This window comes from Acinetobacter sp. AOR12_HL (assembly GCF_027855275.1).
Lineage (GTDB): Bacteria > Pseudomonadota > Gammaproteobacteria > Pseudomonadales > Moraxellaceae > Acinetobacter > Acinetobacter baumannii.
In genome coordinates this window covers 17556-43940 of the sequence record NZ_JAKTIJ010000007.1, presented here as the reverse complement: position 1 = coordinate 43940, position 26385 = coordinate 17556, and the positions used below count along the sequence as shown (strand labels likewise).

General features: G+C 37.4%; 21 protein-coding genes and 1 pseudogene. 11 read left to right on the top strand and 11 right to left on the bottom strand.

Going from position 1 to position 26385, the window contains the following annotated elements; all coding sequences use genetic code 11:
- A partial coding sequence (locus tag MKL36_RS02625) for an aldehyde dehydrogenase (NADP(+)) (RefSeq protein ID WP_270908970.1) occupies positions 1 to 1521 on the top strand: 1521 nt, incomplete at its 5' end.
- Positions 1522 to 1573: 52 nt separating this feature from the next.
- Here the strand turns inward: MKL36_RS02625 and MKL36_RS02620 are convergent.
- Positions 1574 to 2470, bottom strand: coding sequence for a hypothetical protein (locus MKL36_RS02620; RefSeq protein ID WP_021510964.1), 897 nt, complete (start codon positions 2468 to 2470; stop codon positions 1574 to 1576).
- Between the two features lie 329 nt (positions 2471 to 2799).
- On the opposite strand from MKL36_RS02620, the gene MKL36_RS02615 reads away from it, so the two are divergent.
- The 3 genes from MKL36_RS02615 (at position 2800) to MKL36_RS02605 (ending at position 6114) form a co-directional block, all read left to right on the top strand.
- A complete protein-coding gene (locus MKL36_RS02615; protein ID WP_021510963.1) occupies positions 2800 to 3630 on the top strand; it encodes an alpha/beta fold hydrolase in 831 nt (276 codons plus the stop codon).
- Positions 3631 to 3792: 162 nt separating this feature from the next.
- Entirely contained in the window at positions 3793 to 5031 is a 1239-nt protein-coding gene (locus MKL36_RS02610; protein WP_031222686.1) for an NADH:flavin oxidoreductase/NADH oxidase family protein, read from the top strand.
- Between the two features lie 15 nt (positions 5032 to 5046).
- Positions 5047 to 6114, top strand: coding sequence for a saccharopine dehydrogenase family protein (locus MKL36_RS02605; RefSeq protein ID WP_021510962.1), 1068 nt, complete (start codon positions 5047 to 5049; stop codon positions 6112 to 6114).
- A gap of 61 nt (positions 6115 to 6175) precedes the next feature.
- Here the strand turns inward: MKL36_RS02605 and MKL36_RS02600 are convergent.
- A pseudogene (locus MKL36_RS02600) lies at positions 6176 to 6966 on the bottom strand (type 1 glutamine amidotransferase domain-containing protein).
- A gap of 75 nt (positions 6967 to 7041) precedes the next feature.
- On the bottom strand, positions 7042 to 7458 hold the full coding sequence (locus MKL36_RS02595; protein ID WP_001026792.1) for a MerR family transcriptional regulator: 417 nt from the start codon (positions 7456 to 7458) through the stop codon (positions 7042 to 7044).
- Positions 7459 to 7614: 156 nt separating this feature from the next.
- Between MKL36_RS02595 and MKL36_RS02590 the strand changes: the two genes are divergently transcribed.
- The gene (locus tag MKL36_RS02590; RefSeq protein ID WP_000044221.1) at positions 7615 to 8307 is read left to right on the top strand and encodes a type 1 glutamine amidotransferase domain-containing protein; all 693 of its coding nucleotides are present in this window, start codon (positions 7615 to 7617) and stop codon (positions 8305 to 8307) included.
- Positions 8308 to 8398: 91 nt separating this feature from the next.
- On the opposite strand, the gene MKL36_RS02585 is transcribed toward MKL36_RS02590, so the two are convergent.
- The 6 genes from MKL36_RS02585 to MKL36_RS02560 form a co-directional block, all read right to left on the bottom strand.
- Complete coding sequence (locus tag MKL36_RS02585) at positions 8399 to 9604, bottom strand: NAD(P)/FAD-dependent oxidoreductase (RefSeq protein WP_021510961.1); 1206 nt, start codon at positions 9602 to 9604, stop codon at positions 8399 to 8401.
- 158 nt (positions 9605 to 9762) lie between these two features.
- The gene (locus MKL36_RS02580; protein WP_000323486.1) at positions 9763 to 10311 is read right to left on the bottom strand and encodes an RrF2 family transcriptional regulator; all 549 of its coding nucleotides are present in this window, start codon (positions 10309 to 10311) and stop codon (positions 9763 to 9765) included.
- A gap of 198 nt (positions 10312 to 10509) precedes the next feature.
- A complete protein-coding gene (locus MKL36_RS02575) occupies positions 10510 to 11529 on the bottom strand; it encodes an MBL fold metallo-hydrolase (protein ID WP_021510960.1) in 1020 nt (339 codons plus the stop codon).
- A gap of 140 nt (positions 11530 to 11669) precedes the next feature.
- Positions 11670 to 12239: a TetR/AcrR family transcriptional regulator gene (locus tag MKL36_RS02570; RefSeq protein ID WP_005131693.1), complete on the bottom strand. Its 570-nt coding sequence runs from the start codon at positions 12237 to 12239 to the stop codon at positions 11670 to 11672.
- 184 nt (positions 12240 to 12423) lie between these two features.
- A complete protein-coding gene (locus MKL36_RS02565) occupies positions 12424 to 12720 on the bottom strand; it encodes a putative quinol monooxygenase (RefSeq protein WP_001277233.1) in 297 nt (98 codons plus the stop codon).
- A 39-nt stretch (positions 12721 to 12759) separates the two neighbouring features.
- On the bottom strand, positions 12760 to 13401 hold the full coding sequence (locus MKL36_RS02560; RefSeq protein ID WP_000200064.1) for a hydrolase: 642 nt from the start codon (positions 13399 to 13401) through the stop codon (positions 12760 to 12762).
- A gap of 152 nt (positions 13402 to 13553) precedes the next feature.
- On the opposite strand from MKL36_RS02560, the gene MKL36_RS02555 reads away from it, so the two are divergent.
- From MKL36_RS02555 to MKL36_RS02545, 3 genes are all read left to right on the top strand, one after another.
- Entirely contained in the window at positions 13554 to 14480 is a 927-nt protein-coding gene (locus MKL36_RS02555) for a LysR substrate-binding domain-containing protein (RefSeq protein ID WP_000845355.1), read from the top strand.
- Between the two features lie 187 nt (positions 14481 to 14667).
- Positions 14668 to 16110: a glucose/sorbosone family PQQ-dependent dehydrogenase gene (locus tag MKL36_RS02550; protein ID WP_021510959.1), complete on the top strand. Its 1443-nt coding sequence runs from the start codon at positions 14668 to 14670 to the stop codon at positions 16108 to 16110.
- A gap of 236 nt (positions 16111 to 16346) precedes the next feature.
- Positions 16347 to 18185 carry a monovalent cation:proton antiporter-2 (CPA2) family protein gene (locus MKL36_RS02545; protein WP_021510958.1) on the top strand — a complete coding sequence of 613 codons (1839 nt, stop codon included), beginning with the start codon at positions 16347 to 16349 and terminating at the stop codon, positions 18183 to 18185.
- Between the two features lie 44 nt (positions 18186 to 18229).
- Here MKL36_RS02545 and MKL36_RS02540 read toward each other — a convergent pair whose 3' ends face one another.
- Both MKL36_RS02540 and MKL36_RS02535 read right to left on the bottom strand, forming a co-directional pair.
- Complete coding sequence (locus MKL36_RS02540; protein ID WP_031222685.1) at positions 18230 to 18910, bottom strand: hypothetical protein; 681 nt, start codon at positions 18908 to 18910, stop codon at positions 18230 to 18232.
- 262 nt (positions 18911 to 19172) lie between these two features.
- Complete coding sequence (locus tag MKL36_RS02535) at positions 19173 to 20555, bottom strand: amidohydrolase (protein ID WP_021510956.1); 1383 nt, start codon at positions 20553 to 20555, stop codon at positions 19173 to 19175.
- Positions 20556 to 21470: 915 nt separating this feature from the next.
- Between MKL36_RS02535 and MKL36_RS02530 the strand changes: the two genes are divergently transcribed.
- From MKL36_RS02530 to MKL36_RS02520, 3 genes are all read left to right on the top strand, one after another.
- On the top strand, positions 21471 to 22028 hold the full coding sequence (locus MKL36_RS02530) for a TetR/AcrR family transcriptional regulator (protein ID WP_178943601.1): 558 nt from the start codon (positions 21471 to 21473) through the stop codon (positions 22026 to 22028).
- Positions 22029 to 22180: 152 nt separating this feature from the next.
- Positions 22181 to 23356 carry a DNA cytosine methyltransferase gene (locus MKL36_RS02525; protein WP_001176101.1) on the top strand — a complete coding sequence of 392 codons (1176 nt, stop codon included), beginning with the start codon at positions 22181 to 22183 and terminating at the stop codon, positions 23354 to 23356.
- A gap of 39 nt (positions 23357 to 23395) precedes the next feature.
- Positions 23396 to 26377, top strand: a complete 2982-nt coding sequence (locus MKL36_RS02520) for an ATP-binding protein (RefSeq protein ID WP_021510954.1) — start codon at positions 23396 to 23398, stop codon at positions 26375 to 26377.
- Positions 26378 to 26385: the final 8 nt, after the last annotated feature.

Below are 26385 nucleotides of genomic sequence, written 5' to 3'. Positions count from 1 at the left end.
TTATTAAAAAGTATTCATGCTACGACTGGTGAAACTTTGCCTTATGAGTTTCACCATGCAACCGAGCAAGAGATTAATCAGGCCTGTGAAGCAGCCAGTCAAGCCTTTAAGACTTACCGCCATACCTCACCTGAACAGCGTGCAGTTTTTTTAGAAAATATTGCCGATGAGCTCGATGCTTTGGGTACAGATTTTCTTGAAATTGTCTCACAGGAAACCGCTTTGCCAATTGCACGCCTACAAGGTGAACGTGCCCGTACCAGTGGGCAAATGCGTTTGTTTGCCAAAGTATTGCGCCGTGGTGATTTTTTAGGTGCCCGTATTGATACTGCTTTACCTGAGCGTCAGCCTTTACCTCGCTCAGACCTGCGCCAGATTAAAATCGGTGTTGGCCCTGTTGCAGTCTTTGGGGCAAGTAACTTTCCTTTAGCATTCTCAACTGCGGGTGGTGACACTGCTTCGGCACTGGCAGCAGGTTGCTCTGTAGTGGTGAAAGCCCATAGTGGACATATGGCGACAGCAGACTTTGTAGCGCAGGCAATTGAACGTGCCGTAGAAAAATCAAATATGCCAAAAGGTGTGTTTAATATGATCTACGGTAATGGTGTGGGTGAACCACTGGTTAAGCATCCTTTAATTCAGGCAGTTGGTTTTACCGGTTCACTGCGTGGTGGTCGTGCTTTATGTGATATGGCCGCAGCCCGACCACAACCGATTCCGGTGTTTGCTGAAATGAGTAGTATTAACCCGATGTTGATGTTGCCCGAAGCCTTAAAAAACCGTGGTGAAAAAATTGCACAGGACTTGGCTGATTCAGTAGTTTTAGGCTGTGGTCAGTTCTGTACCAATCCGGGTTTAATCTTGGGAATTAAATCAGCTGAATTTAGTCAGCTCATTAACAACCTGACCGACATTATGGGGGCTAAGCCTGCACAGACTATGCTCAATGCTGGCACCTTAAAAAGTTATACCGCTGGTCTTGAGCACTTAACCGAGCATCAAGGCATCAAGCATTTGGCAGGTCAAACTCAACAAGGTAATCAGGCGCAGCCACAACTGTTTAAAGCTGATGTTGAGCTTTTACTGGCGGGTGATCAGCTTTTACAAGAAGAAATCTTTGGGCCAACCACAGTCATCATTGAAGTTGAAGATAAAGCCCAACTCATTCAAGCCCTACAAAGCATGAATGGGCAACTGACTGCGACTTTAATTGCCGATGAAGCTGACTTAACCGAGTTTGCAGATGTAGTTCCTGTACTAGAAGAAAAAGCCGGTCGTTTACTTATAAATGGCTACCCAACAGGTGTTGAGGTCTGTGATGCGATGGTACATGGTGGACCATACCCAGCCACTTCAGATGCACGAGGCACCTCAGTTGGAACCTTGGCCATTGACCGTTACTTGCGCCCTGTGTGTTACCAGAACTATCCACAGAGTTTATTGCCGGAAGCCTTAAAAGACAGCAACCCGTTGCAGATTTTAAGACTGGTTAATGGTGAGATGACCAGAGAAGCGATCTAAAAAATAAAAAGAGACCACGAGTTGGTCTCTTTTTATATCTCGAAGAATAGATTTATAACGGAGTAGGCAAATTAAGGACTGCTTGGGCATCTTGAATAACATCTAAGCGGAGAATTTTTGAAGCGCCAAGTTCATTTAGCAACTTTGTCAAAGGGCCTTCATTTTTCACAAATTGTACTTTCTTTGGAAAAAGCTTTTGCGCAAAAGAAAGAACGTTTGATTGAACATCTGTTTGATGCCATTTCCCATCGACTATATGTAGCATGGTTGCTTTATTAATATGTGTTTCAGAATCGACATGTTTTAAAGTCGGTACACTGGTTTTTAAACTTAAATCCAATTTGCCATTAACATCGAAAATTTTGGCTTGAAGCTCTTTTGAACTAATACCGATATCAATTTTTGTTAACCATTTTGGTAACTGGTAACCATATACACCACGGACTCTAGCAATTTCTGTATCTACAGGCAAAGCTAAAACATGTGCATGAAAGTGGCGTTGACGCATCGATTTCATTAACTCTGCGATGTGAGGCCCACGAGCCTTGGGTTTGCGTACAACAATCGCAATCGACACCTCGTTATACGGGTCATTGTCACAAACCGAATAAGAGAAAAAAGTGACGGCGACTAACCCATAACCAGGAAATGGTTGTAAGGGCGTTAAAGCATCAGGAAGTTTTGCCTTAATCTGTTTAATGGGAGCAAGCATTAATAGCTGAACATTTGCACTACGATAATAAAAGTTCGGTGCCCAAACACGTCCAACTCTTGATTCAACTAATTTTTTAGGAATATGACGGAAAAAGTCGATATTGCCAGCAGCAGGGTCTTGAGCGACTTCATCTAAATCGGGATTCATTCTAAAACGGTCATAATAACCACCTTTGGGTACTTTGATTTTTTGTTGTCCAAATTCAACCTCAGTAAATTGTTGTTTTATATTCATTGGAGTTCACCTTTACATTAATTGACCGCGTAGCTACCGTTGTCTTTATCAAGACGTGTTAATTTATAGCCAACGTTGGCACTATAAGGTTAAAGTTCACTTTAAAGTCAAGACTTTAATTTCTAGCTGTAAAGTCTTTGACATTTAAAAGGAATAAAATAAAAAACAATTAAATATTAAAAAGATACAGAGTACAGTAGAGTCTTCATATAAATTTTATTTTAACAATAAGATTGAGACTATTGACCTTAAAGCTAACTTTAATCTTACGATAAACATTCATACCTTTATAACGAATCTAGAAGCAGATTTTCAGCAGGAGTACAAAGATGGGATATGTAACCACAAAAGATGGCGTAGACATTTTCTATAAAGACTGGGGGCCACGCGATGCCCAAGTTTTATTTTTTCATCACGGTTGGCCTTTGAGTTCAGATGATTGGGATACACAATTACTTTTCTTTTTAGGACAAGGCTACCGTGTGGTGGCTCATGACAGACGCGGCCATGGGCGTTCAAGTCAGGTGTGGGATGGTCACGATATGGACCATTATGCAGATGATGTTGCAGAAGTGGTTAAACATCTCGATATTAAAAATGCTATTCATATTGGACACTCAACTGGTGGTGGCGAGGTAGTCCGCTATATTGCACGTCATGGTCAGGAAAATGTTAACAAAGCAGTCCTTGTGAGTGCAGTTCCTCCACTAATGGTTAAAACTGAAAATAATCCCGAAGGTTTACCAAAAGAAGTTTTTGATGACCTTCAAAACCAGGTCCTTACAAACCGTGCGCAATTTTTCCGTGATCTACCATCTGGCCCGTTCTATGGTTTTAACCGACCAGATGCGAAACCATCTGAAGGTATCATTTCTAACTGGTGGCGTCAGGGTATGACGGGTAGTGCAAAAGCACATTACGATGGTATTGTGGCATTCTCACAAACTGACTTCACCGAAGATTTAAAGAAAATCACGGTTCCTGTTTTGGTGTTGCATGGTGACGACGACCAGATCGTGCCGTATAAAACTTCTGGCGTAAAATCTGCTGAGTTACTTCAAAATAGCCAACTCAAAATCTACCCAGGTTTTTCTCACGGTATGTTAACCGTAAACCATGAAGTGATTAATGCTGACTTGTTGGCGTTTATTTGCGAATAATTTAAAGCTTTAAACTTTAAAAAAAAAGAGGCATATTAAGTGCCTCTTTTTTATTTATAAATTACTGAAATTGAAAGTAATAAATATAAAAATAATAAAAGGTATTGACATTAAAGTTAGCTTTAATCTTAAAGTAAAGTCATACTGAATGAGGTCATACCAATGAAAGTGTTCGAAAAATTAGTATTCCCAAATGGCTCATATGTTCCTAACCGTATTGCTAAAGCAGCAATGGAAGAAAACATGGCTGATTTAAACCATGCACCATCAGAAGAATTAATGCGTTTATATCAGGCTTGGGCAAATGGTGGCGTAGGTCTAATCATTACCGGAAATGTAATGGTAGACCGCCGAGCGATGACTGGACCGGGCGGCGTAGTGCTTGAAGATGAAAAGCATCTAGATACTTTTAAAAAATGGGCACAAATTGGGCGCTCAAAAGGCGCTCAGATGTGGCTTCAAATTAACCATCCGGGTCGCCAAATGCAAGCCAATCTTGGTCAGCAGACGTGGGCACCATCGGCTATTTCACTTGATCTTGGCAAAATGTCAAATCGCTTTAATACACCAATTGAAATGACTGAATCTATGATTGCAGAGGTGATTCAGCATTTTGCAAACACAGCGCGTCTAGGTGAAAAAGCTGGGTTTACTGGTGTAGAAATTCATGCAGCACATGGTTACTTATTAAGCCAGTTTCTTTCACCACTCAGCAATAAACGCCAAGATCAGTGGGGTGGTTCTTTAGAAAACCGCGCTCGCATTTTAATTGAGATTGTTGAAGCTGTTCGTAAAGTGGTTTCGCCTCAGTTTACTGTTGCAGTGAAACTAAATTCAGCCGATTTCCAACGTGGTGGGTTTAGCGCTGAAGATGCTCAACAAGTGGTTAAAATGTTAAATGAGCATGCAGTCGATTTGGTTGAACTTTCAGGCGGTAGCTATGAAGCGCCTGCAATGCAAGGTCAAGCACGTGATGGCCGTACACTTGCTCGTGAAGCTTACTTTTTAGAATTTGCGCAAGAGATTCGTAAAGTTGCCAAAATGCTTGTTATGGTGACAGGTGGGATACGCCGTAAACAAGTGGCAGAGAAAGTGATTGAAAGTGGTGTAGATATGGTCGGTATTGCCACAGCTCTAGCAATTGAACCTAATTTGCCAAATGCTTGGAAACAAGGCCAGAATCTTACTCCTGAGTTAAAACCAATTACTTGGAAGAACAAAACACTTGCTTCACTTGCCAATATGGCTGTGGTCAAATTCCAGTTACGTAATTTAAGTGCAGGTAAAAAAACAAAACCAAATGTTTCACCAGCTTGGGCTTTAATTTTGCAACAATCAGCTATGTCATGCCGTACTCGCCAATACAAAAAAGGCATGCGTGACTATTCATTTGCTTCTTAATAAGTGAGTTGTGTTATGACAAATGCGAACGATTCAAACTGGATAATTTATGGAGCAAATGGCTACACGGGCGAGTTAATCGCTCGTGAAGCTGTACGCCAAGGTCTAAAACCAACTTTGGCTGGTCGTAACAAAGCTAAGGTTGAAACACTCGCTCAAGAGTTGGGACTCGACTATAAAGCTTTTGGGCTAGATAACGTGGATGCGGTAAGTGAACAACTCCAAGGCTTTAAACTGGTCATGCACTGTGCAGGGCCATTTTCCGCGACATCGAAACCCATGATGGAAGCTTGTATAAAGGCAGGTGCTCACTATCTAGATATTACGGGCGAAATCTCAGTATTTGAGTTGGCACAGTCACTTAACAGCCAAGCCGAAAAAGCCGATGTTGTGCTTTGTCCGGGTGTTGGTTTTGATGTGATTCCGACAGATTGCGTTGCCGCTGCGCTCAAAGAAGCTCTGCCAGATGCGACCCATTTGGCGCTTGGTTTTGATTCAAAAACAGGGCTTTCACCAGGTACTGCAAAAACAAGTACAGAAGGTATGGCCGAAGGCGGCAAAATTCGTAAAGACGGAAAAATTACCACTGTTCCATTAGCACATTATGTCCGTACTATCGATTTCGGTGATGGTAAAAAAAGTGCTATGAGCGTTCCGTGGGGAGATGTATCTACAGCGTTTTATACAACGGGTATTCCAAACATTGAAGTATTTGTTCCTGCGCCTCCCAAAATGATTTTTGGTGCGAAAATGATGAACTGCTTCCGCCCTGTATTAAAACTCAATGCCGTGCAAAAGTTTATTAAATCACGTATTGAAAAAACGGTTGTCGGACCAAATGAGGAACTCCGCGCGAAAGTACCCACCTATGTTTGGGGAGAAGCAAGAAATTCACGTGGTGAAATAAAAACCGCCCGTATCCAAACTGAAAACGCTTATAGCCTTACCGTAAATGGCTCACTAACTGTGGTGAATTATTTACTCAAAAATACCGTTAAGGGTGGTACATATACGCCTGCAAAACTGATGGGTTATAAGCTAGTGACTGAGCTGCCGGGTTCTGGTCCGCTGGTTATTACTTAAAAGAAAAGCCAATTAGAGAGTTAATCTGTAATTGGCTTTTTAATATGAATATTTTATCAATTTACTGAATGCTGCTTAAACGCTTAACGACTGCTTCTGCAATTTCTTTACTCGACTGCGGGTTTTGTCCAGTAATAATTCTGTTGTCCGAAACTACATAAGACGTAAACGGAATAAATGCTTGTTTGTAGTTTGCTCCACGTTCAATGAGTCCGTTTTGTAAAGAAAATGAAACTTGAGACTTAATACCAGATAAAGTTTCTTCAATATTTGCAAAACCAGTAACAGTTCTACCCGCAATTAGTGGTTTACCATTTTCATTCTGTAGAGGTAATAAACCACCTACGCCGTGACATACTGCTGAAACAACTCCACCTTGGAGATAAATTTGTTCGCTAATGTTTTGCAAAGCTTTATTGTTTGGGAAATCCCACATGGTGCCGTGACCACCCGTATAGTAAATGGCTTTGTACTGTGAGGGATTAATTGCACTCGGGGCTAATGTTGTTTTTAACCGCTGCATAAATGCTGACGCGCTGATTTATCTAAGTAAATGGACTTTAAACTACGCTCATCAAGGGGAACCTGACCACCTAAAGGACTTACAAAATCCATTTCATAGCCAGCAGCTGATGCAACATCATAAAAATGGGTGAGTTCAGTCAACCACAGCCCTGTTTTATCCGAACGAGAAGGGTAAGCCGAGTGATTAGTCATGACGACTAAAATTTTTCCATTTATTTTTGCAGGGCTTTGAGCTTTATCTGAACCTGCGGCATAAACCGCATTTGTAGATAAAAGAATGGCAAAAATAATGCTTAAACAACGTTGAAAATTCCACACTTTAAACATGATAGGTCCTCATTTATCACCTGTAATCAATCGTATGTTTAAAGTGTACTTTAAGGTCAATAGAATTCTATAGGTTTACGGCGTTTTTGATTTATCGTAATAGAGGTTCATAAGGCGTTCGGCATTTTCTTCACAGGTAATTTCATCGGGTTTGTTATTAATTGCTTCAATCATAGTACGTAAGTTTTGCTTACTGATTTTTAGCTTTTGTTCTAAAAGCTCTATTTCCTGAATTTTAGATTCAAGTGTTTGGATGAGTGCATCATGGTTCCAAGTAGTTACCTTTGACGGTAAAAATGATTTAATTTCTGCTAAAGAAAAGCCAACTTGCTGAGCTTGCTGAATTAAAGAAAGTTGTTTCAAATCATTATCAGTATATTCACGATAGCCATTCGATTTTCTTTTTGCTTTAGGCAAGAGTTTGATTTGCTCATAATAACGAATTGTAGGGGTACTTAAACCACTTAGTTTTGATAACTCGCTAATATTCATAGCCACATACTCTCTTGACATTAAAGTTAACTTTAGACTTATAGTAATGTAAAAGCAAGGTTCATAACTTTACTAAGCGCACACTTTCAGTAACAGCTTTCTATGCTTTGATAGATGAAAGAATAGAATTATAAATATGAAGAATGAGGTGAGAAAATGTCTAAACGCATATTACATGTCGTGACCAATGTTTCACGCTATAAGAATGTCGATGAACCAACAGGGCTGTGGTTAGGCGAACTCACTCATGCTTATGATGAGTTTGAAAAGCAGGGTTATGTGCAAGATATCGTCAGCCCAAATGGTGGAAAAACTCCAATTGAACCAAAATCGCTTGTGCCTTTAGTGGCAGATAAATCTGTTAAAGACCGAGAAAAAGATCAAGCTTTTATTACGCTGCTGGCAAATACCTTTAAGCCTTCCGACATTAATTGGCAAGATTATGACGTGATCTATTACACGGGTGGTCATGGTGTGATGTGGGATTTTTTAGATAACCCTGAACTTCAAGAAATCACCAAAAATATTTATGAAAAAGGCGGTATTGTTTCGAGTGTTTGTCATGGCTACTGTGGCTTGCTCAATGTCAGACTTTCCAATGGCGAAAGACTTATAAAAGGCAAAAAGTTAACAGGCTTTGCATGGAGTGAAGAAGTTTTGGCAGGGGTGGCAAAAAAAGTGCCATACAATGCCGAAGAGTTAGCGAAAGAATATGGTGCTCGTTATGAAAAGGCTTTTATTCCTTTTGCACCGTATGTCGTTCAAGACGGTAAGTTAATTACGGGGCAAAACCCGTTTTCAGCTAAGAAGACGGCTTTAGCGATAATAGAAGAGCTAGAAAAGTCATAATTTAATAATTCAAATATAAACCCTAAAAGTAGAACCAACGATGGTCTTACTTTTAGGGTTTTAAATAAATGGATTGGTGCAAAAATTAAGCTTAAGGAACAATCACAAAATCAGGGTTTGCTATTGCAAAAACTGCTTCACGGTCTGCAACTGGGGGATAAATCCAAACAGTATTAATTTCCTGTTTAATTTTTTTCGCTTCTTCACGCACAAATTGAACCTGTCGATCCCAACCTTCAGTATAAAGTGCGCCCCAAGGACCTAAGTCAACACAAGTGACATACTTTGGTTGGCTGTATGGATGAAGTGGTAAATTAACCAATTCTGCCGCAGCGTTATAACCCGCCACACGGCCTAAGCTCATAGCATGCTGGCACGACATCACATTAAAATTGCCTAAATCATCGGTTGGAACTTTTACAGTGTCACCAGTCACAAAAATGTTTTTTGCTTCAGGTGCATGTAAATAAGTATCCCCAATCAAACGACCTAAATTATCTTTTTCACCAGCAATTTGAGAGGTGAGTGGATTAGCCCGCATACCGGCAGTCCAAATCACGGTTTCTGTTTCAATTTTTTCGCCGTTAGAAAGCGTTACGCCAGTGGCATCTAGCGCAGTAACTCTTAGCCCAGCTTTACCTTCAACACCGAGTTCGTTAAGGGCCTCTCGAATAACAGTCGCAGCTTGGTCACCCATTGCCGCACCAATGTCTGTCGAGGAATCAACCAAAACCACACGGACATCAGTTTCACCTAAAATGCTACGCAAACGTTCAGGCATTTCGGTCACAGTTTCTAACCCAGTAAGACCACCACCAGCAATGACTACAGTATTACGGGCTGCATTTACAGGTTTGTTGACTAAATTTTTAAGATGTTGGTCCAGTTTTTCAGCATCTTCTAATGTATTTACGCTAAATCCATATTCTTTTAGACCTGGTATAGGTGGCATAAAAGTCGTACTTCCGGTTGCCAGAACAAAACGGTCATAGCTTAAATTTTGTTTGTTACCATCGGTGGTTGCAACTTCGATAGTCTGTTGGTTTGAGTCAATTTTATTTACCCAACCTGCCAGAAATTTAACCCCAACCACGCTTAATAACTCTGAAATATCAGGGTTCATGTTTTCAAGCACAGCCTCATAAAGACGTGGACGAATCCCGACATTTGGGCTAGGGGAAACCATCATCACTTCAATGTTTTGTTCTTGTGATGCTAAATGGATTGCTCTTTGTGCAGCGAGTGCAGCCCATAAACCTGCAAAGCCAGAACCAGCAATAATAATACGCTTACTCATTGGATTATCCTTTTGATCGATTTTTCGGACAACACGTTCCAGCTCATCATAAAATTTAGGGTGAGCGAATCCATTCTCTGATTGTCCGAAAAAATCTGAGAAGGCGTTTAAAACGGATTAGGGATGTTTTACTTTAGTATTTGAGGCTTATTAGCTCATTAGTCGGGAGTATCCCGCGATATTTTACTTTTCCGCATTTTTGCTGTTCTTCCTTCAATGCGTTCATTGATCCAACCATTTACATCACTAAAAAATACGTCGGGGGCATAACGGCCAAAACGGTCTGCAATATCGCCAAGTGTATGAGCACCTAATGCGTCTCGCATAGCTTTTTCGGCTTGTAGCATGACAGCATGTACGGCACACACACCACTGGTTGCCCAATCTGGTGGGGCATTGTTAAAGACTGCACATTTACCGCGAACTTCTTGACACTCAAAAAGCGGTTTTTCACCTTCGATTGCATTCACGATATCTAAAAAGCTGATTTCGTGAGCAGATCGAGCCAGTAAATAGCCGCCGCGAACACCTTCTTGAGCAACAACCAGACCTGCCTTTTCAAGTTTGGGAAAAATCTTGGCCATAAAACTCGGAGAGACTCCTTGTAATTCAGCAAGATCCTTACTACTCAAAGGTTTGTCTTCATTGTTCACAAGAAAAAGAAGACAGTGAATCGCATACTCGACGCTACTAGTGATATAAGCCATTTAATTTCATAATTGATCAACTATAAACACAGACTAATGTAGTCTGTGTTTTAAGTCAATAATAAAACTAAGACAAATTTAGTCCTAGTTTTATTTGGAAGTGGTATTGAGGCTAGATTTGTAGGTTATATAACTGAATTTAAATACCTTTAAATTGAAATTTAATAAGATAAATAATTTAAAAAATTATCGAAAAACTTACGAACGCCACCAATAATTTTCAATATTTGGTTCCTCTAAGTTCAATAATTCACCCATTTGCGGTGTGCTAATCGCTAAATTATTTTGTTGAGCCAAAGCGACAATACGTTCAAATGGATCATCCCAAGCATGAAGGGCCAAATCAAAAGTACCGTTGTGCACAGGCAGCAAATGACGTCCTTTTAAATCGATATGTGCTTGTAAAGTTTGCTCTGGTTGCATGTGAACATCAGGCCATTCGGGGTCGTAAGCACCCGTTTCTAACATGGTCAGATCGAAAGGTCCATAACGATGACCGATTTCTTTAAACCCGTCAAAATAGCCCGTATCTCCACTAAAAAATACACGTAAATCATTATCAATAATCACCCACGATGCCCAAAGTGTCGCATTGCTATCACCCATACCACGGCCTGAAAAATGATGGGCAGGAGTAGCCACCAGTTCGAGTCCATCTACATGTGTGGTATCCCACCAGTCGAGCTGCTGAACCTTTTCTGCTGGAATTCCCCATTTAATAAGGGTGTCGCCTACACCAAGTGGTGTTAAGAAATGCTCAACTTTATCGTTAAGCTCCATGACCGCATGGTAGTCTAGATGGTCGTAGTGGTTATGCGACAAAATCACGCCTTTAATGGGTGGTAAGTTTGCAATACTAATCGGTGGTTGGTGAAAACGTTTTGGACCAATCCATTGAAAAGGTGAGGCACGCTCCAAAAAAACAGGGTCGGTTAACCAAAACTCATTTTGCAGTTTTAACAAAATGGTTGAGTGGCCCAAACGAAATAGAGAGCGGTCAGGCGCACTTAATAATTGTTCTTTTGACAAACTTAAAACAGGAATTGCCGTGTTTGGAACAGTGTCTTTAGGTTTGTTAAATAGAAACTTCCACATGAGTTGAAGCGTTTTGCCAAAAGAAGGCTGGTGTTGGTTTGGACGTGTATTTCTAAATTTGCCATTGTGTTGTTGAGATGGCATTAGGGGAGAAGATAAGTCTGTTGTATTTGAAATAGTCATCTTATTTTTCCTTATTGGAACAAACCTAATGTGCAAATAAGAACTTGAATTAAGTGCTTATTTCGATTCATTTAAATGAGTATTTACTCACTCATTAATTGATTTAAAAATAAGGACGCCGTGCATCCTTACTCTTTTATCTATAGTGAAACTGCGTGCCAAAATGCTTCAAAACCAGATTTGCGGTAACGCTCGGCTTGAGAAGGGTCTTGGGCAATAAAATTGAGGGTAACTTCGGCAAGCGCACCTAAAATTGAAGCAATAAATAACGGCGGGTAATCTCTTAATTTGCCATCGTTAATACATTCTTGAATGTTTTGGGTGAGGTCACAAAAGGTTTGCATACCAATTTGTTTACTTTGCTCAGTAATTTGTTCCGATGTTGAAAGCTGCGCCATCACTTTACGTTTAAGGGGAGCTTCTAAACTCCAGTCCAAATAGCTTTGCCAAATGTGCGACATTTGTGTTTGCAGGTCAGCGTTAGTCGGGTAACCATGCATCATGACCTGACGTAACTCAGCTTTTAGCGAAAGATATAACTGGTTAAGCAGCTCTTCTTTATTACTAAAATAGGTAAATAAAGTACCTTCTGCTACGCCAGCAACTTTGGCAATTTTTGAGGTAGACGCACGCTCACCAAGCTCTGCCAATGTTTCGATAGCAGCGCTTAAAATTGCATTACGTTTATCTTCACTACGAGGACGAGCCATATACAAATAAAATAATTGAGTGATTACTCAATCATAAATAAAAATGGAAATAATGCAAGCTAAATAAAAAGCTCTTAACGAAGGGGTTTCAATAAAAAAATTGACGGTCTTTCTTTATTTTAGATAAAAGTACCTCCTTAAAAGGAGGTACAAAAGATTAAAAATTTAATAATTTAAATTGATACTAAGCCAGCGCTTGAAGCCGATGAAAAAATTCTATTTTTTCAACGTTACCCATGCCTTCTTTTTGAAAGTTTTGGATATGTGGTCCAAAATTATGATGATGTTCCTGATCTTTTTCACTAGCCCAATGTTCATAAAATATAAATAGACTAGGATCATTTTGATCTTGGAATAATTCATAAGTGATACAGCCGCTTTCTTTACGGGATGGAGCTACCACTTCAATAAGATCACTTCTGACCTGATCAATCTTTTCTGGTTTTGCTCGAAGTCCCACTACTAAATAAACAGCACTCATTTTGATGTGTATCCTTTGAATAGGGACAATACAAAACTTTTATTCAGCTTTGTCGTAAGAGAATTGGATACCCGCTGTACCACCAGTCTCAATAAATAATTTCATAAATTGAGGTACAGTTTCTGAGCGTTTCCAATCACGTTGCAGTTCACAGAATAACTGAGCAACACTGATCATTTTGCCGCCTGCTTGTTCAATACGGCGTAAAGCAGCTTCATGCGCTGCAACAGAAGTACCACCTACAGCATCTACCACAACATATACTTCATATCCTTCAGCTAGGGCGTCTAGTGCAGGAAATGTTAAGCAAGCTTCAGTCCAAAGCGCTGTCATAATGAGTTTTCTACGGCCTGTTGCTTTTACGGCTTCTTTAAATTCGGTATCTTCCCAAGAGTTAATACTTGTACGGTCATAGGTAGGGTAATCTTTCAAAACCTTACTCAACTGTGGAATCGGTGGTTTATTTAAACCAGTCTTAACATTTACGGTTGAATGGATAATTGGCAAATTATAAACAATGGCAGCTTTTGCCGTGCCTACAATATTATTAATCAACAGTTGACGATCCATCGAAGCAATAGAGTTTACTTGAACCGGTTGATAATCAATGACAATAAAAGCAGAGTTTTCTGGAGTTAAAAGATGATCTTGTTTTGGGTCACGGATGTTTTCACTAGTCATTTTTTTCACCTTTATTAAATATAATTAAATAATACAAATATTATTTTTGTGCCATAAGTTTGGCCACTTATGAACTATATAATTAAGTGAGAAAGGACGGAACTACACAAAATTAGGCTAAAGAATCCTAAAATTGAAACAGTGGTAATTGCATGAAAACAGATTTAAATGATCTTTATTATTTTGTAAAAGTTGTACAACATGGAGGGTTTGCTTCTGCTAGTCGCGAAATTGATATTCCAAAATCTAAGTTAAGCCGCCGCATTTTATTATTAGAAGAAAGGTTAGGGGTAAGATTAATCAATAGAAATACTCGTCAATTTGATGTAACCGAGTTAGGACGAGAATACTATCATCAATGCCAAAATATGATTTTAGGTGCAGAAGCTGCACAGCAAGTCATTGAAAGAAATCAGGCAGAACCTTGTGGGGTAATAAGAGTCAGTTGCCCGCCTGCATGGTTATATGACCACATTGCAGATATGATTTCAAAATTTATGAGGTTGTATCCCCAAGTTAATATTCATCTTGAAGTAACCAATAAGAATATTGACCTGTTAAATGACGGAATAGATATCGCGTTAAGAATTAGATTTCCACCCTTGGAAGATTCCGATCAGGTCATGAAGATTTTTGCAAAAAATCCGCAATGTATAGTGGGGCATTGTGAGCTGGTCCAGCAACATGGTATGCCCGAAACCCCATTAGATCTATGTGGTTATCCTTCAATTGGGTTAGGTAACTCGGAACAAAAAAGTATATGGACACTATACAGCCGAGAGAATGGTAAAATCGAAAAAGTTATACATACACCACGTTTGATTGTGAACGACATGATTGGTGTACGAGATGCGGTATTAAGAGGAGTTGGGATTGCTCAATTACCTTTTGCCCTGATTTATAAAGAAATTGAGCGTGGTGAATTAATTAATTTAATGCCAAATTGGGAATTAAAAAATAGCATTATGCATGCAGTTTACCCCTCGCGAAAAGGGCTATTGCCAAGCGTTCGAGCACTATTAGATTTTTTATCGGAGGAGTTCGAAACACTTATTAATGAAAGACCCGGTTTTGAATAATATTCAAGACAAGTGAATTTGTTCTTAATGAGATTTGGTCTTCAACTCAAGATTAAGTCATTTTTGAGATAGTGTGTCTCATTAATATGGATTTTATTCGGTTTTTGATAATTTCATAATAATGAAAGTTTAACTACAGACTAAAGTGCTAAAAACGAAAGCATTAACTTTGAATACGGTGAAAATTATGAATAAACACTTATTACTAAACATTGCTTTTTTAGGTTCGGTCCAGCTTTTTACAATGTCTAATGCATTGGCTGATGTTCCCTTAACTCCAGCGCAATTTGCAAAAGCAAAAACTGAAAATTTTGAAAAAAAGGTTCTTTTATCAAATTTAAATAAACCTCATGCTTTAGTCTGGGGACCGGATAACCAGATTTGGTTGACTGAACTTGTGACAGGCAAAATCTTACGAGTAAATCCAGAAACTGGTGCGGTTAAAACAGTATTTCAAGTACCTGGTATTATTAATGATCCGCATGCACAAAACGGCTTATTAGGTTTTGCATTTCATCCTGATTTTAAAAATAACCCATATATTTATATATCTGGAACTTTTAAAAATCCTCAGGCAACAGACAAAAACTCTCCAAATCAGACAATTATTAGAAGATACACCTATAATAAATCAACAGATACCTTGCAAAACCCAGTTGATTTATTAGCAGGGTTACCTTCTTCTAAAGACCATCAGGCTGGTCGTTTAGTGATTGGACCGGACCATAAGATTTATTACACTTTAGGTGACCAAGGCCATAACCAGTTAACCTATTTGTTTGAGCCAAACTATGCCCAAATTCTTCCAACCCAACAAGAATTAAAGAATAAAGACTTCCATGCCTATTCTGGTAAAGTCCTGCGTTTAAATTTGGATGGTAGTATCCCTCGTGATAACCCAAGTTTTAATGGTGTTACAAGTCATGTTTACACACTAGGTCATCGTAACCCACAAGGTTTGGCATTTGCACCAAATGGTAAGCTCTTACAAGCTGAGCAAGGCCCAAATTCTGACGATGAAATTAATTTGGTTGTTAAGGGTGGGAACTACGGTTGGCCTAATGTGGCAGGCTATAAAGATGACAGTGGTTATGCCTATGCAAACTATTCAGCCGCAACCAATAAATCTCAAATTAAAGATTTAGGACAAAACGGCATAAAAGTAGCGGCGGGTGTTCCAGTAACAAAAGAGTCTGAATGGACTGGTAAAAACTTTATTGCACCTTTGAAGACCTTATTTACCGTTCAGGATACTTATAACTATAACGACCCGATGTGTGGCGATATGACTTATATCTGCTGGCCAACGGTAGCTCCATCTTCAGCTTATGTTTATACGGGCGGTAAAAAAGCAATTCCAGGTTGGGAAAATACTTTGCTTGTTCCATCTTTAAAACGTGGGGTTATTTTCCGTATTAAGATGGATCAGACATATAGCACGACCTATGATGATGCTATTCCGATGTTCAAGAGTAACAATCGCTATCGTGATGTTATTGCAAACCCTGAAGGGAATACTTTATATGTCTTAACTGACCCGGAAGGTAATGTTCAAAAAGATGATGGTTCCGTTACAAACCAGTTGGAAAACCCAGGGGCTTTAATTAAGTTTACCTATAAAGCTAAGTAAAATAATGACAAGAATCTAAAGGTATTCCTTTAGATTCTTTTGTATATCTATATAAGGTTATTGGGCTTTTTAACTAGTTGTAGAGGGTGCCTAATAACATTTAAAAAGTACTTTTTATAAGTTACCAACAATCAAAAGCATGCTTTTTTTATATAGGAAATTACGTTTAATTTACAGCAAGGAGAGGGTGAGAATTTAAATAAATACAAAAAGATAAATCAAAAGATGAGTAGTATATGAGTTCAGAAGCACATTCAATTAGCTTGATTGCCCCTGTAGTTTTATTGGCGGCCGCGGTAATTGCAGTCCCTATTTTTAAACGTATTGGTTTAGGTTCGGTATTAGGTTATCTCATTGCGGGTCTAATTATTGGCCCTTTCGGTTTTGCATTTTTCCAAGATTCCACCGCAATCTTACATATTGCCGAGTTGGGCATTGTGATGTACCTATTTGTGATTGGTCTTGAAATGCAGCCATCACATTTATGGAGTCTACGACGGGAAATTTTTGGGCTAGGAACACTACAAATCATAAGCTGTGCTGTGGCATTAACAGGCGTAGGTTTGCTATTTGGTTTTACGTGGCAAGTTGCTTTTATCGGCGCAGCAGGGTTTGTATTAACATCGACTGCTATTGTGATGCAACTACTGGGCGATCGTGGCGATTTGACTCAGCCTCGTGGGCAAAAAATTGTAGCCATCTTATTATTTGAAGATTTATTGATTGTGCCATTGCTGGCTATTGTTGCTTTTATGGCACCGAATCATGTGGTCGAAAGCACATCGGTACGTTTAGAAAATATAGGAATTGGTTTATTGGCCATTGCAGGTCTGATTGCAGCAGGGCATTGGTTACTTAATCCATTATTTAGAATCTTGGCTGCCGCTAAAGCAAGAGAAGTGATGACCGCTGCCGCTTTGCTGGTGGTATTGGGTGCTGCATTGCTCATGCAAGTGAGCGGTTTGACTATGGCAATGGGCGCTTTCTTGGCTGGTGTGTTGCTATCTGAATCTACCTTTAGGCATCAAATTGAAGCTGATATTGAACCTTTCCGTGGAATCCTGTTAGGCCTCTTTTTCCTTGGGGTTGGCATGTCCCTGGATTTATCAGTGGTTGCTCAAAATTGGCAGCTTATTGTAAGTAGCGTAATTGCTCTCATGTTTGCTAAAGCCATCATGATTTATATGGTCGCGCGGCTAACTAAAAGTTCTCATACTGAGGCCTTAGATCGTGCCTTATTGATGGCTCAAGGTGGCGAGTTTGCCTTTGTACTTTTTTCTGCCGCATTAAGTGCACAAGTCATTGATAGTACTATTAAATCAAACCTGACTGCTATTGTTGTACTTTCAATGGTGTTAACCCCAATTGTAGGTATTATTTTTAAGCGTTTTACTCAATCTAAGGCGAATGTTTCATTAGAAAATATCAATATTGCCGAGGGTTTAGCTGGTAATGTTTTAATGATCGGTTTCGGGCGATTTGGGCAGGTAACCAGTCAATTATTGTTGGCAAGAGGAGTAGACGTCACCATTATTGATAATAATACCGACATGATCCGAAATGCTGAAAGATTTGGTTTTAAAATTTATTATGGTGATGGTTGCCGTTTAGATATTCTACATGCGTCTGGAGCCGCAACCGCACAAGCAATTGTTGTATGTGTAGATAGTAAAGAAACTACCAATAGAATTGTAGAACTTGTGACTCATGAATTTCCGTTGGCAAAATTATTAGTTCGTTCATATGATCGTGAACATTCACTACATTTAGTCAAACAAAAAGTAGACTACATGATTCGTGAAACTTTTGAGTCTGCCATCAAATTTGGGGGTGTTATTTTACAAGAACTAGGTGTAGATGAAGACGAGGTAGAGCGAATTACCGAAGAAATTCGAGATTTGGACAATGAGCGTTTTGAAACTGAAATTGCCGCCGATGATGTATATGCCGGAGCGGGTATGCAATATACGCATGCGCATCATCCGAGACCAACAGCACCATTAATTCGACCAAAACAAGAAGGGCGTATTTTAAATAAAGATGATGCTTCGGATAATGAAAATATGGATGGGTAAATGCTCCAAAATTTTTAGGTGAAAATCTGAAGGTTAAAGAGTTGTTAACGACATTCAGGGCTATAAGGAATCCGGTCGATTCTTTTTTGTAAAATTGACGGATTCACTACGCTTTCATACATTTGTCGGTATGTTAAACGATGATCTTCATTATTATGATAGTTAATTAGTTCGAGTAGCTTAAGCTTATATTCTTTATGACCAGCGTGGTACATTGCCGCATAATTCCCCCATAATGCATATTGGTACCATAACTGTGCTTTAGGAATTAGGTTTATTTCGTTTAAATAGCTGGACGCAGTTTTTTCATAACATTGCTTTATAAGTGATATATCTTTTTTCATCCGTTTTAAGAAAATACATTGCGTTTCTTGAAGTTTGGAATTATTAGCTTTCGTTAACATTTTTTCTGTAATGGCATATGCTTGTTCAAGACAACCTAGACGAATAAGAATTTTCCTTTTAGTTTTTAAAATGGCTAAATTATCTTCATTAGATGGCATGGTATTTAATAATTTTTTTAATTTTAAATTGATTGATTTTTGATCATGGTTGTTAGGTAAGTTATAAATAATATTGTTGTATTCATAAATATATTTATTAGCTGTTAGTTGGTGTTTCGGCATATATTCCTGATTATTTATAGTTAATGCAGAATCCTCACTAGTTTTATTGCAAGCAACCAGACCTATACTAATAAAAGAAAGTGCTAAAAATTTATACATTACAGTTTTACCTATTTTATTAGTTAAGAGATTAATTAATAACATTAAAAAATAGGTATCAATATTGTATAATTTTTTACTATATATTCATATAGAATATAGCTGTTTTGATAAAATCAATTTAATATTGTTTTTCTTGTAATTTATTGTTTTTATGCATTGTTTTTATAATTTTAATTATGATTTATAAATAGAAATCTAATATTTTTCTATTAATCGCTCACACCCATATAAAATGAGTGAAGCGATTAACTAATAAAAATTATTTCTTATCATTTCTCCAAGCTTTTTGTACCTGACTAGCAATAGCAGGATAATCCATAACAAAACGTATATGAGACTCAACACCTGTTTTTAAAGTTGCATCATCTACAATAAATTCTCGACTATGGTTAGGAGCTGCTTTACTCATATCTTGATTTTTAGGAGTCGCACCGAGTGAAATATAAAGCGAGGGCATAAGCTTGCCATAGTGTGCAAAGTCATCACTTGCACTTGCATTAGTCTCCATACGATGCAAATTATTTTTACCAACCGTATTTTCTAATGTAGGCAAAATTAATTGAGTTAACATTTTATTGTTATAAGTTACAGGTGCATAAGGCGAGAGTTCAATATCAGCTTTTACATTGTTTGCAAGTGCAGTATGAGTGACCATTTCAGGCAATTGTTGAAGAATATTTTGACGGATATCTTCGTTATTGGTACGAATAGTACCTTCCATATCAACTTCTTTCGGAATAATGTTGGCCGCAGTTCCGCCGGAAATATGTCCTACCGTTATCACGGCCATACCTTTAGTAAGATCAGAACGGCGACTGATCATCGTTTGAATATTATTAATAATGGCAGCAGATGCCACAATTGGATCTCGACCAGCCCATGGCATAGAAGCATGCACTTGCTGTCCAGTCAGTTTAATGCGGAATTCATCAGCACTATTAAGCATAGCTTCATCTTTATAGAAAATGCTGCCACTTGGAATACCTGAAACGACATGGATACCAAACATGACTTCAGGTTCTGGTTTTTTAAGAGCGCCGTCTGTAATCATCTTTCTTGAGCCGATTTGGTCACCTTGGCTAAAACCAGCCAAATCAGCAGCTCCTTCTTCAGAAGGTTGGAAAACAAAAACAACAGTGCCTGCGAGTCTATTCTTGTTTTCTGCAAGTATTTTTGCTGCACCCAATAGCATAGCCGTATGTGCGTCATGACCACATGCATGCATAACAGGTTGTAACTCACCTTGATATTGTGCTTTTACTTTGCTTGCATAACTCAAATTTGTTTTTTCTTCGATGGGTAAGGCATCCATGTCTGCTCTTAATGCCATAACGGGACCAGGCAGATCGCCTTTTAAGATTCCAATAACACCTGTTTTGGCAAATCCTTTTCGAACTTCGATCCCATAAGACTTCAACTCATTTTGCACTAATTTTGAAGTGTTGAACTCCATGTTCCCAAGTTCTGGATGCTCATGAATATAATGGCGAATTTGAATAGTTTTTGATTCATTTTTAGAAACAGAATCTTTAATCCAATCGGCAAAACTTGTTTGGGCGGTAATGAGGAGGGGTGCCCCCAACACCAGTTTTTGAAATCCTTTCATCGTCTTTTCGAAAGATTTATTAAATAAACAATCCATGTTTTGCCTCAATAGTCAGTTCTTATTTAGAGGAGAACAAACGGACAAAATGCCCGGTTCTCAATATTAAATTTTGTGATAAAGCGTATCTGGCGTTATGGCTATGCATAGTTTTATATGTATAGTCACAACCTAACATGTATATACAACTTTATGCATATAAAAATAGCTTATTTATTAAAAAAAATGCAATATTTATCTAATACTTCTTAATCATTTTTATTAAGTTAAGCTTATAGGTGTATAAGGGGACTTGGCGTATACAACATTTGAAAAAAAATAGAGGCGGAAGCTTGTGCTTATAAAACAGTGTTCAATATTACTTTATATAATGTTTAGATAAAGTACCTAATACAATGAAAAACAATAATTAATTAAATAATTTCTAGCCAATTTCACATTGACAGCTCAAATATTGAAGATTACCATTTGCGGGCTGGCCTACATTGCCAGTCGGTTTTGACGGACCGATGATTCGACCACATCAGGATTATTTCTTCTGAGGAGTAGTCTTGTGTGCACACCCGTTCCCTCCCATAGCGGTAGGACGGGAGTGGGACACCTTCGGGTGTGCTGGATGTCGAACCCAGTCCGTCAACCTGCTTCCGTTCTGCCACCATAATTTATAATGTTTCGGCAGAACTCCCAAAAGAAGGAGTTGGCTATGCACATTCATAAATTATTGGCAGTCACTGTCAAAATCTATCTCGACACAACTTAAATCACTTTAAAGCAGTTTGATCGCCTATAGGCTTTTCAGGCTTTAAATCGTCACGACCAAAAACTTAGCAACAATAAAACTTGAGATGTGCCAAGCACAGTCTTTACGGCTTTGCTGTGCCTTTTTTTCTCCCAGAAAAGGCACAGGCTTTTTATTCTCTTTTAGAAACAACAAGAATTTATAACGGTAAAACTATGCAAAATTTAAAAACTTCTTCCAAAAAATTACAGGTTATTCATACTGCCATACGCCTATTTGTTACTTACGGTTTTCACACGACGGGCGTAGACCTTATTATTAAAGAAGCCAAAATAACCAAGGCGACTTTTTATAATTACTTTCACTCAAAAGAACGGTTAATTGAAATGTGCATCGCTTTTCAAAAAAGCCTGCTGAAAGAAGAAGTACTTGCCATTATTTACTCAAGTCGTTACCGCACTTCAAAGGACAAACTCAAAGAAATTATAAACTTACACGTTAACTTTAATAGCCTATATTACCTTTTGCTTAAAGCCTTTTTTGAAATTAAACATATGTATGCGAGCGCTTACCGTATGGCGGTTGAGTATAGGAAATGGCTACTTCATGAGATTTTTGACCTTATTTTTAGTTTAGAAACCCATGCATTAAAACCCGATGCCAATTTGGTTTTAAACCTAATTGATGGCTTGATGTTCCAGATTTTAAGCTCAAAGAGTTTGGAAGAAAGAGATGTGGTGGTGGAGAGGTTTTTTGGTGGGGAGAGGGATTAATGGTTTAAATCATCATTGAATAAATTATTTAGATAAATTTAAGACATTAGTTTCTTTTTTAGGCTACTGATATGTATTTTAATTTTATCTTGTAAAATCATGATATTATTTAATGTTATTTGGACTAGAGTACTTCAATAGAAGTTTAAACTATGCAACTGAAAGCAATAGACTTATTTGCCGGCGCAGGGGGATTTACATTAGCAGCTCATCAAGCTGGTGTTGATGTTGTAGCAGCTATCGAATGGGATAAAGCAGCAGCCGAGACATACCGTCGAAATTTTATTGAAGAAAAAGCAATTAATATAAATTTAATTAATAATGATATTAATCAAGTTAACTTATTTGAACTAAGGAAACAACTAAACTTAGAAGTCGGCGAATTAGATTTAATATTAGGTGGGCCTCCATGTCAGGGATTTTCTACGCACCGTATAAAAGATGCTGGTGTAGATGACCCTCGTAATTTACTACTTTTAAGATATTTTGAAGTTGTTCATGAGTTTAGACCAAAGTCGTTTTTAGTAGAAAATGTTTCTGGCTTATTATGGGAAAGGCATGCTGATTATTTAAAGAAATTTTTAGAATTAGCACAAGCAGAAGGATATGAAATCCAATTTTGTGATATTTTAAATGCAAAAGATTATGGTGTTCCTCAAAACCGTAAGCGTGTTTTTATATATGGGGTTAGAAAAGACTTAAACTGTTCAAATATTATATTTCCTCCAGAACCAACACATTTTGCTCCGACCTCTGGAAAAACATCAATCTGGAGAACTGCTTCCTCAGTTTTTGAACCAATACCCAACAGTATTATTAAGAGATATATAGAAGAATATTTTGTTCCAAAGTTAAAAGTTTCTGAAGAAGAAGCATATAAAATTTTGAGTACTTTAGAATTTGGTACAAAATTAGATAAAAATGACCCATGTAATATTCATATGAAACCGAGTGAAAATATGATAATCAGATTTATGGATACTAAACTAAACGGGAGTCGTGAAGATGCAGGTGAAAAACATCGTTTAAAATGCCATTCAAATGGATATAAAGGCCATAAAGATGTATATGGGCGTGTTATTATTCATCAACCTAGTAACACAATTACAGCAGGTTGCAACAATCCATCTAAAGGCAGGTTTGTTCATCCTTGGTTAAATCACGGTATAACATTAAGACATGCAGCCCGATTACAGTCATTTCCAGATGATTTTATTTTTTATGGTAATGCTACAGATCAGGCAAAACAAATTGGTAATGCTGTTCCACCTCTATTAGGATCTATTTTAATTAAACAAATTTGTTTAAACTTAAAAAAAACAAACTAAAGTGAAAGTTAGATTAACGATATATTCGAGAGTTTAAATATGAATGAAGACGAAAAATATTCATTTTTTAAAACAAGAGCTAGAACAATTGATCATTTGGGGCGTGAACAAATTGCAGATTGTCCTACTGCAGTTTCAGAATTATGGAAAAATGCTTATGATGCCTATGCTGAAAATGTAGCACTGCATATTTTTGATGGCGATATTCCAGTTGCATGCGTAGTAGATGATGGGCATGGAATGGATATTAATGAATTTAAAAATAAGTGGTTAACTGTTGGTACAGAGTCTAAAACTGATGGATTTGAAGTAACTATTGAAGATCGTAATGATCTACCTAAAAGACCCAAGCAAGGTCAAAAAGGAATAGGCCGTTTATCTAGTGCTGCTTTAGGGTCGCTATTATTATTAGTTTCAAAAAGAAAAAATGGAAAATTTGTTGCAGCCTTAATAGATTGGCGATTATTTGAAAATCCATTTATTTATTTAAATGATTTAAGAATCCCTATTAAGGAGTTTGAGAATTTCGATGAGATATATAATTTACTACCTGAACTATTTGATACATTAATGGGTAATATTTGGGGTGAAAGTGATGATCCAAATAGAAATACAAGACTTGCTCAAGCTTGGGATCAATTTACAAAGCAAGAGCTAGAAAATGATATTTCTGAAGAAGAGACTACAAAAGAAAAGATCATTAATACATTAATTTCGGAAGTTTTTTTTGAAAAGCATTTTAAGGTTTGGTCAGTAGCAATAAATGAAAAGTCGCATGGAACAGCGATGTTTATAGCTCAACTTAATGACGATTTAATTTATCAGTTGTCAACAATACCTCTACTAGATGCTCCAGATACAGAGAAATTAGCACGTGAGCGTTTTTTTCAAACTTTATCTAATTTTACAGATCCATTTAATAAAGAAAATGAATCTTCAATTAAAGATTTTAAATATCTTGTTCAAGTTTGGAATGAAAGCCTTCCAAAAACTATTCTTGGGGATCCAATTGAGTTTGATATAAGTAAATTGGAAGAATTAGAGCATATTCTTGAAGGGAATGTTGATAGTCAAGGATATTTCAATGGTAGAGTTAAGGTTTTTGGTGAATGGATAGAAAATGTTAAATTATCACCTAAAGCAATCTATAAGACCCGTAGAGATTCTTTTGTTGGTGGTTTTCATTTACGTATCGGCACTTTTGAACAAGAAATTGGCAGTACCTCATTAACAAGTGAACAACATTCGAATTTTAAGGAACAAGCCGATAAGTATGCAGGTTTTAGGGTTTACCGCGACGGATTAAGAGTCATGCCATACGGGCGTGAAGATAATGATTATTTTGAAATTGAATATCGCCGTTCTAAAAATGCTGGTAGATATTTTTGGGCTAATAGACGTGTGTTTGGACGAGTTGCTATTACTCGTGCTAATAACCCTAATTTAAAAGATAAAGCTGGTCGAGAAGGCTTTATTGATAATAAAGCTTCTAAAATTTTCCGTGAAATAGTGGAAAAAATTCTATTAGATGTTGCAGATAAGTATTTAGGGTCGAAATCAGAATTAAGAGCACCTAACCTTGCCGCAATAAGAGAAACTAAAGCTTTAGAAAAAGCAGAAGAAGATAAAAGAAAACTACAAACTAAAGAGAAATCAAGAATCAGAAAGTCTATAAAGGAAAAAACTGAACCGTTGTTACAGCATGTTAAAGAGTTAGAGAGCTATAAAAATACTATTGGCCATCATTTAGAAATGAGTAATTTAGATGAGCTTCAGCTTTTAAAGAAAAAAATTGATAATTTGAATGAAATTACACAATCTTTTTCTTTAAGTCCTATTCCTACTAATTTGGGTCGACTAGCTGATGATTATAGAGCGTATAGAAAGCATGAATTATTGGCTAAAGAATTAGTAAAAGATCTGATTAATGTAGTCAATCAAGCTATTTTAGATTCAAAAGATAGAAGTGATTTTGAAAAAATTTCTGAGATTTATAGGTCTAAATTATCGAGTGTAAATAATAAAATTACTCATTTAGCCTCTCAAGGCAAGAGCATGCTATCTAAACAGTCTAATGAGCTAGATGATTTAATAAAAACTTGTCGACAACAGTTTAAAGTATTAGGTGAGTCTATAATTGAAGATGTAAAACTTCAAAGAATTACTATTGAAGACGCATTACAAAAGCTGGAAGAGGGTCAAGAAATAATAGAGGTTGATAACGCACAAAAGTTAACACCATATATTACAGCATTAGAGCGAATTAATGAGCAGATAGACCTTGAAGGTGTTGCTATTCATAGTTTAAATGAATCAGAAAAATATAGAAGTGAGTTGTCAAGATTTTATAGTTTGGCTCAACTCGGTATTACTGTTGAAATAATTGGTCATGAACTACAAAGTCTAGATAAAACTGTTACTGGTAATTTGAAATTATTAGCTAAGGAAGACTTGACTGATAAACAAAAAAATATTTTACAAGTAATAACTGATACACATAGTTCATTAATTAACAAACTACAGTTTTTATCACCACTTAAATTATCCGGTGAGCAAATTATTAGAGAAATTACTGGAAAAGAAATATATAATTATATAAATGATTATTTCTCTGAGTATTTTGAGAGTCAGAATATTAAATTAGATGTATCTAGTGATTTTCTGAAAATCAGGATAATGGATAATATTTCTCGTATTATGCCAGTATTCATTAATTTAATTAATAATGCTCAATACTGGACACAGTTCAGTGAACAAGAAAGGAAAATACTTTTAGACGTTAGAAATGGGGAAGTAATTATTTCAGATAGTGGGCCAGGTGTAGAACCGGATGATATAAATAGTTTGTTTTCATTATTTTTTACTCGTAAACAAAGAGGTGGTCGAGGTGTGGGCCTATATTTGTGTAAACAGAATCTTCAAGCAAGTGGTCATCAAATTAGATATGAAACTATAGACAACAAAAAGTTGTTATCAGGCGCAAATTTTGTAATTCAATTTAAGGGAATGGGGAACCATTAAGGTTTTTT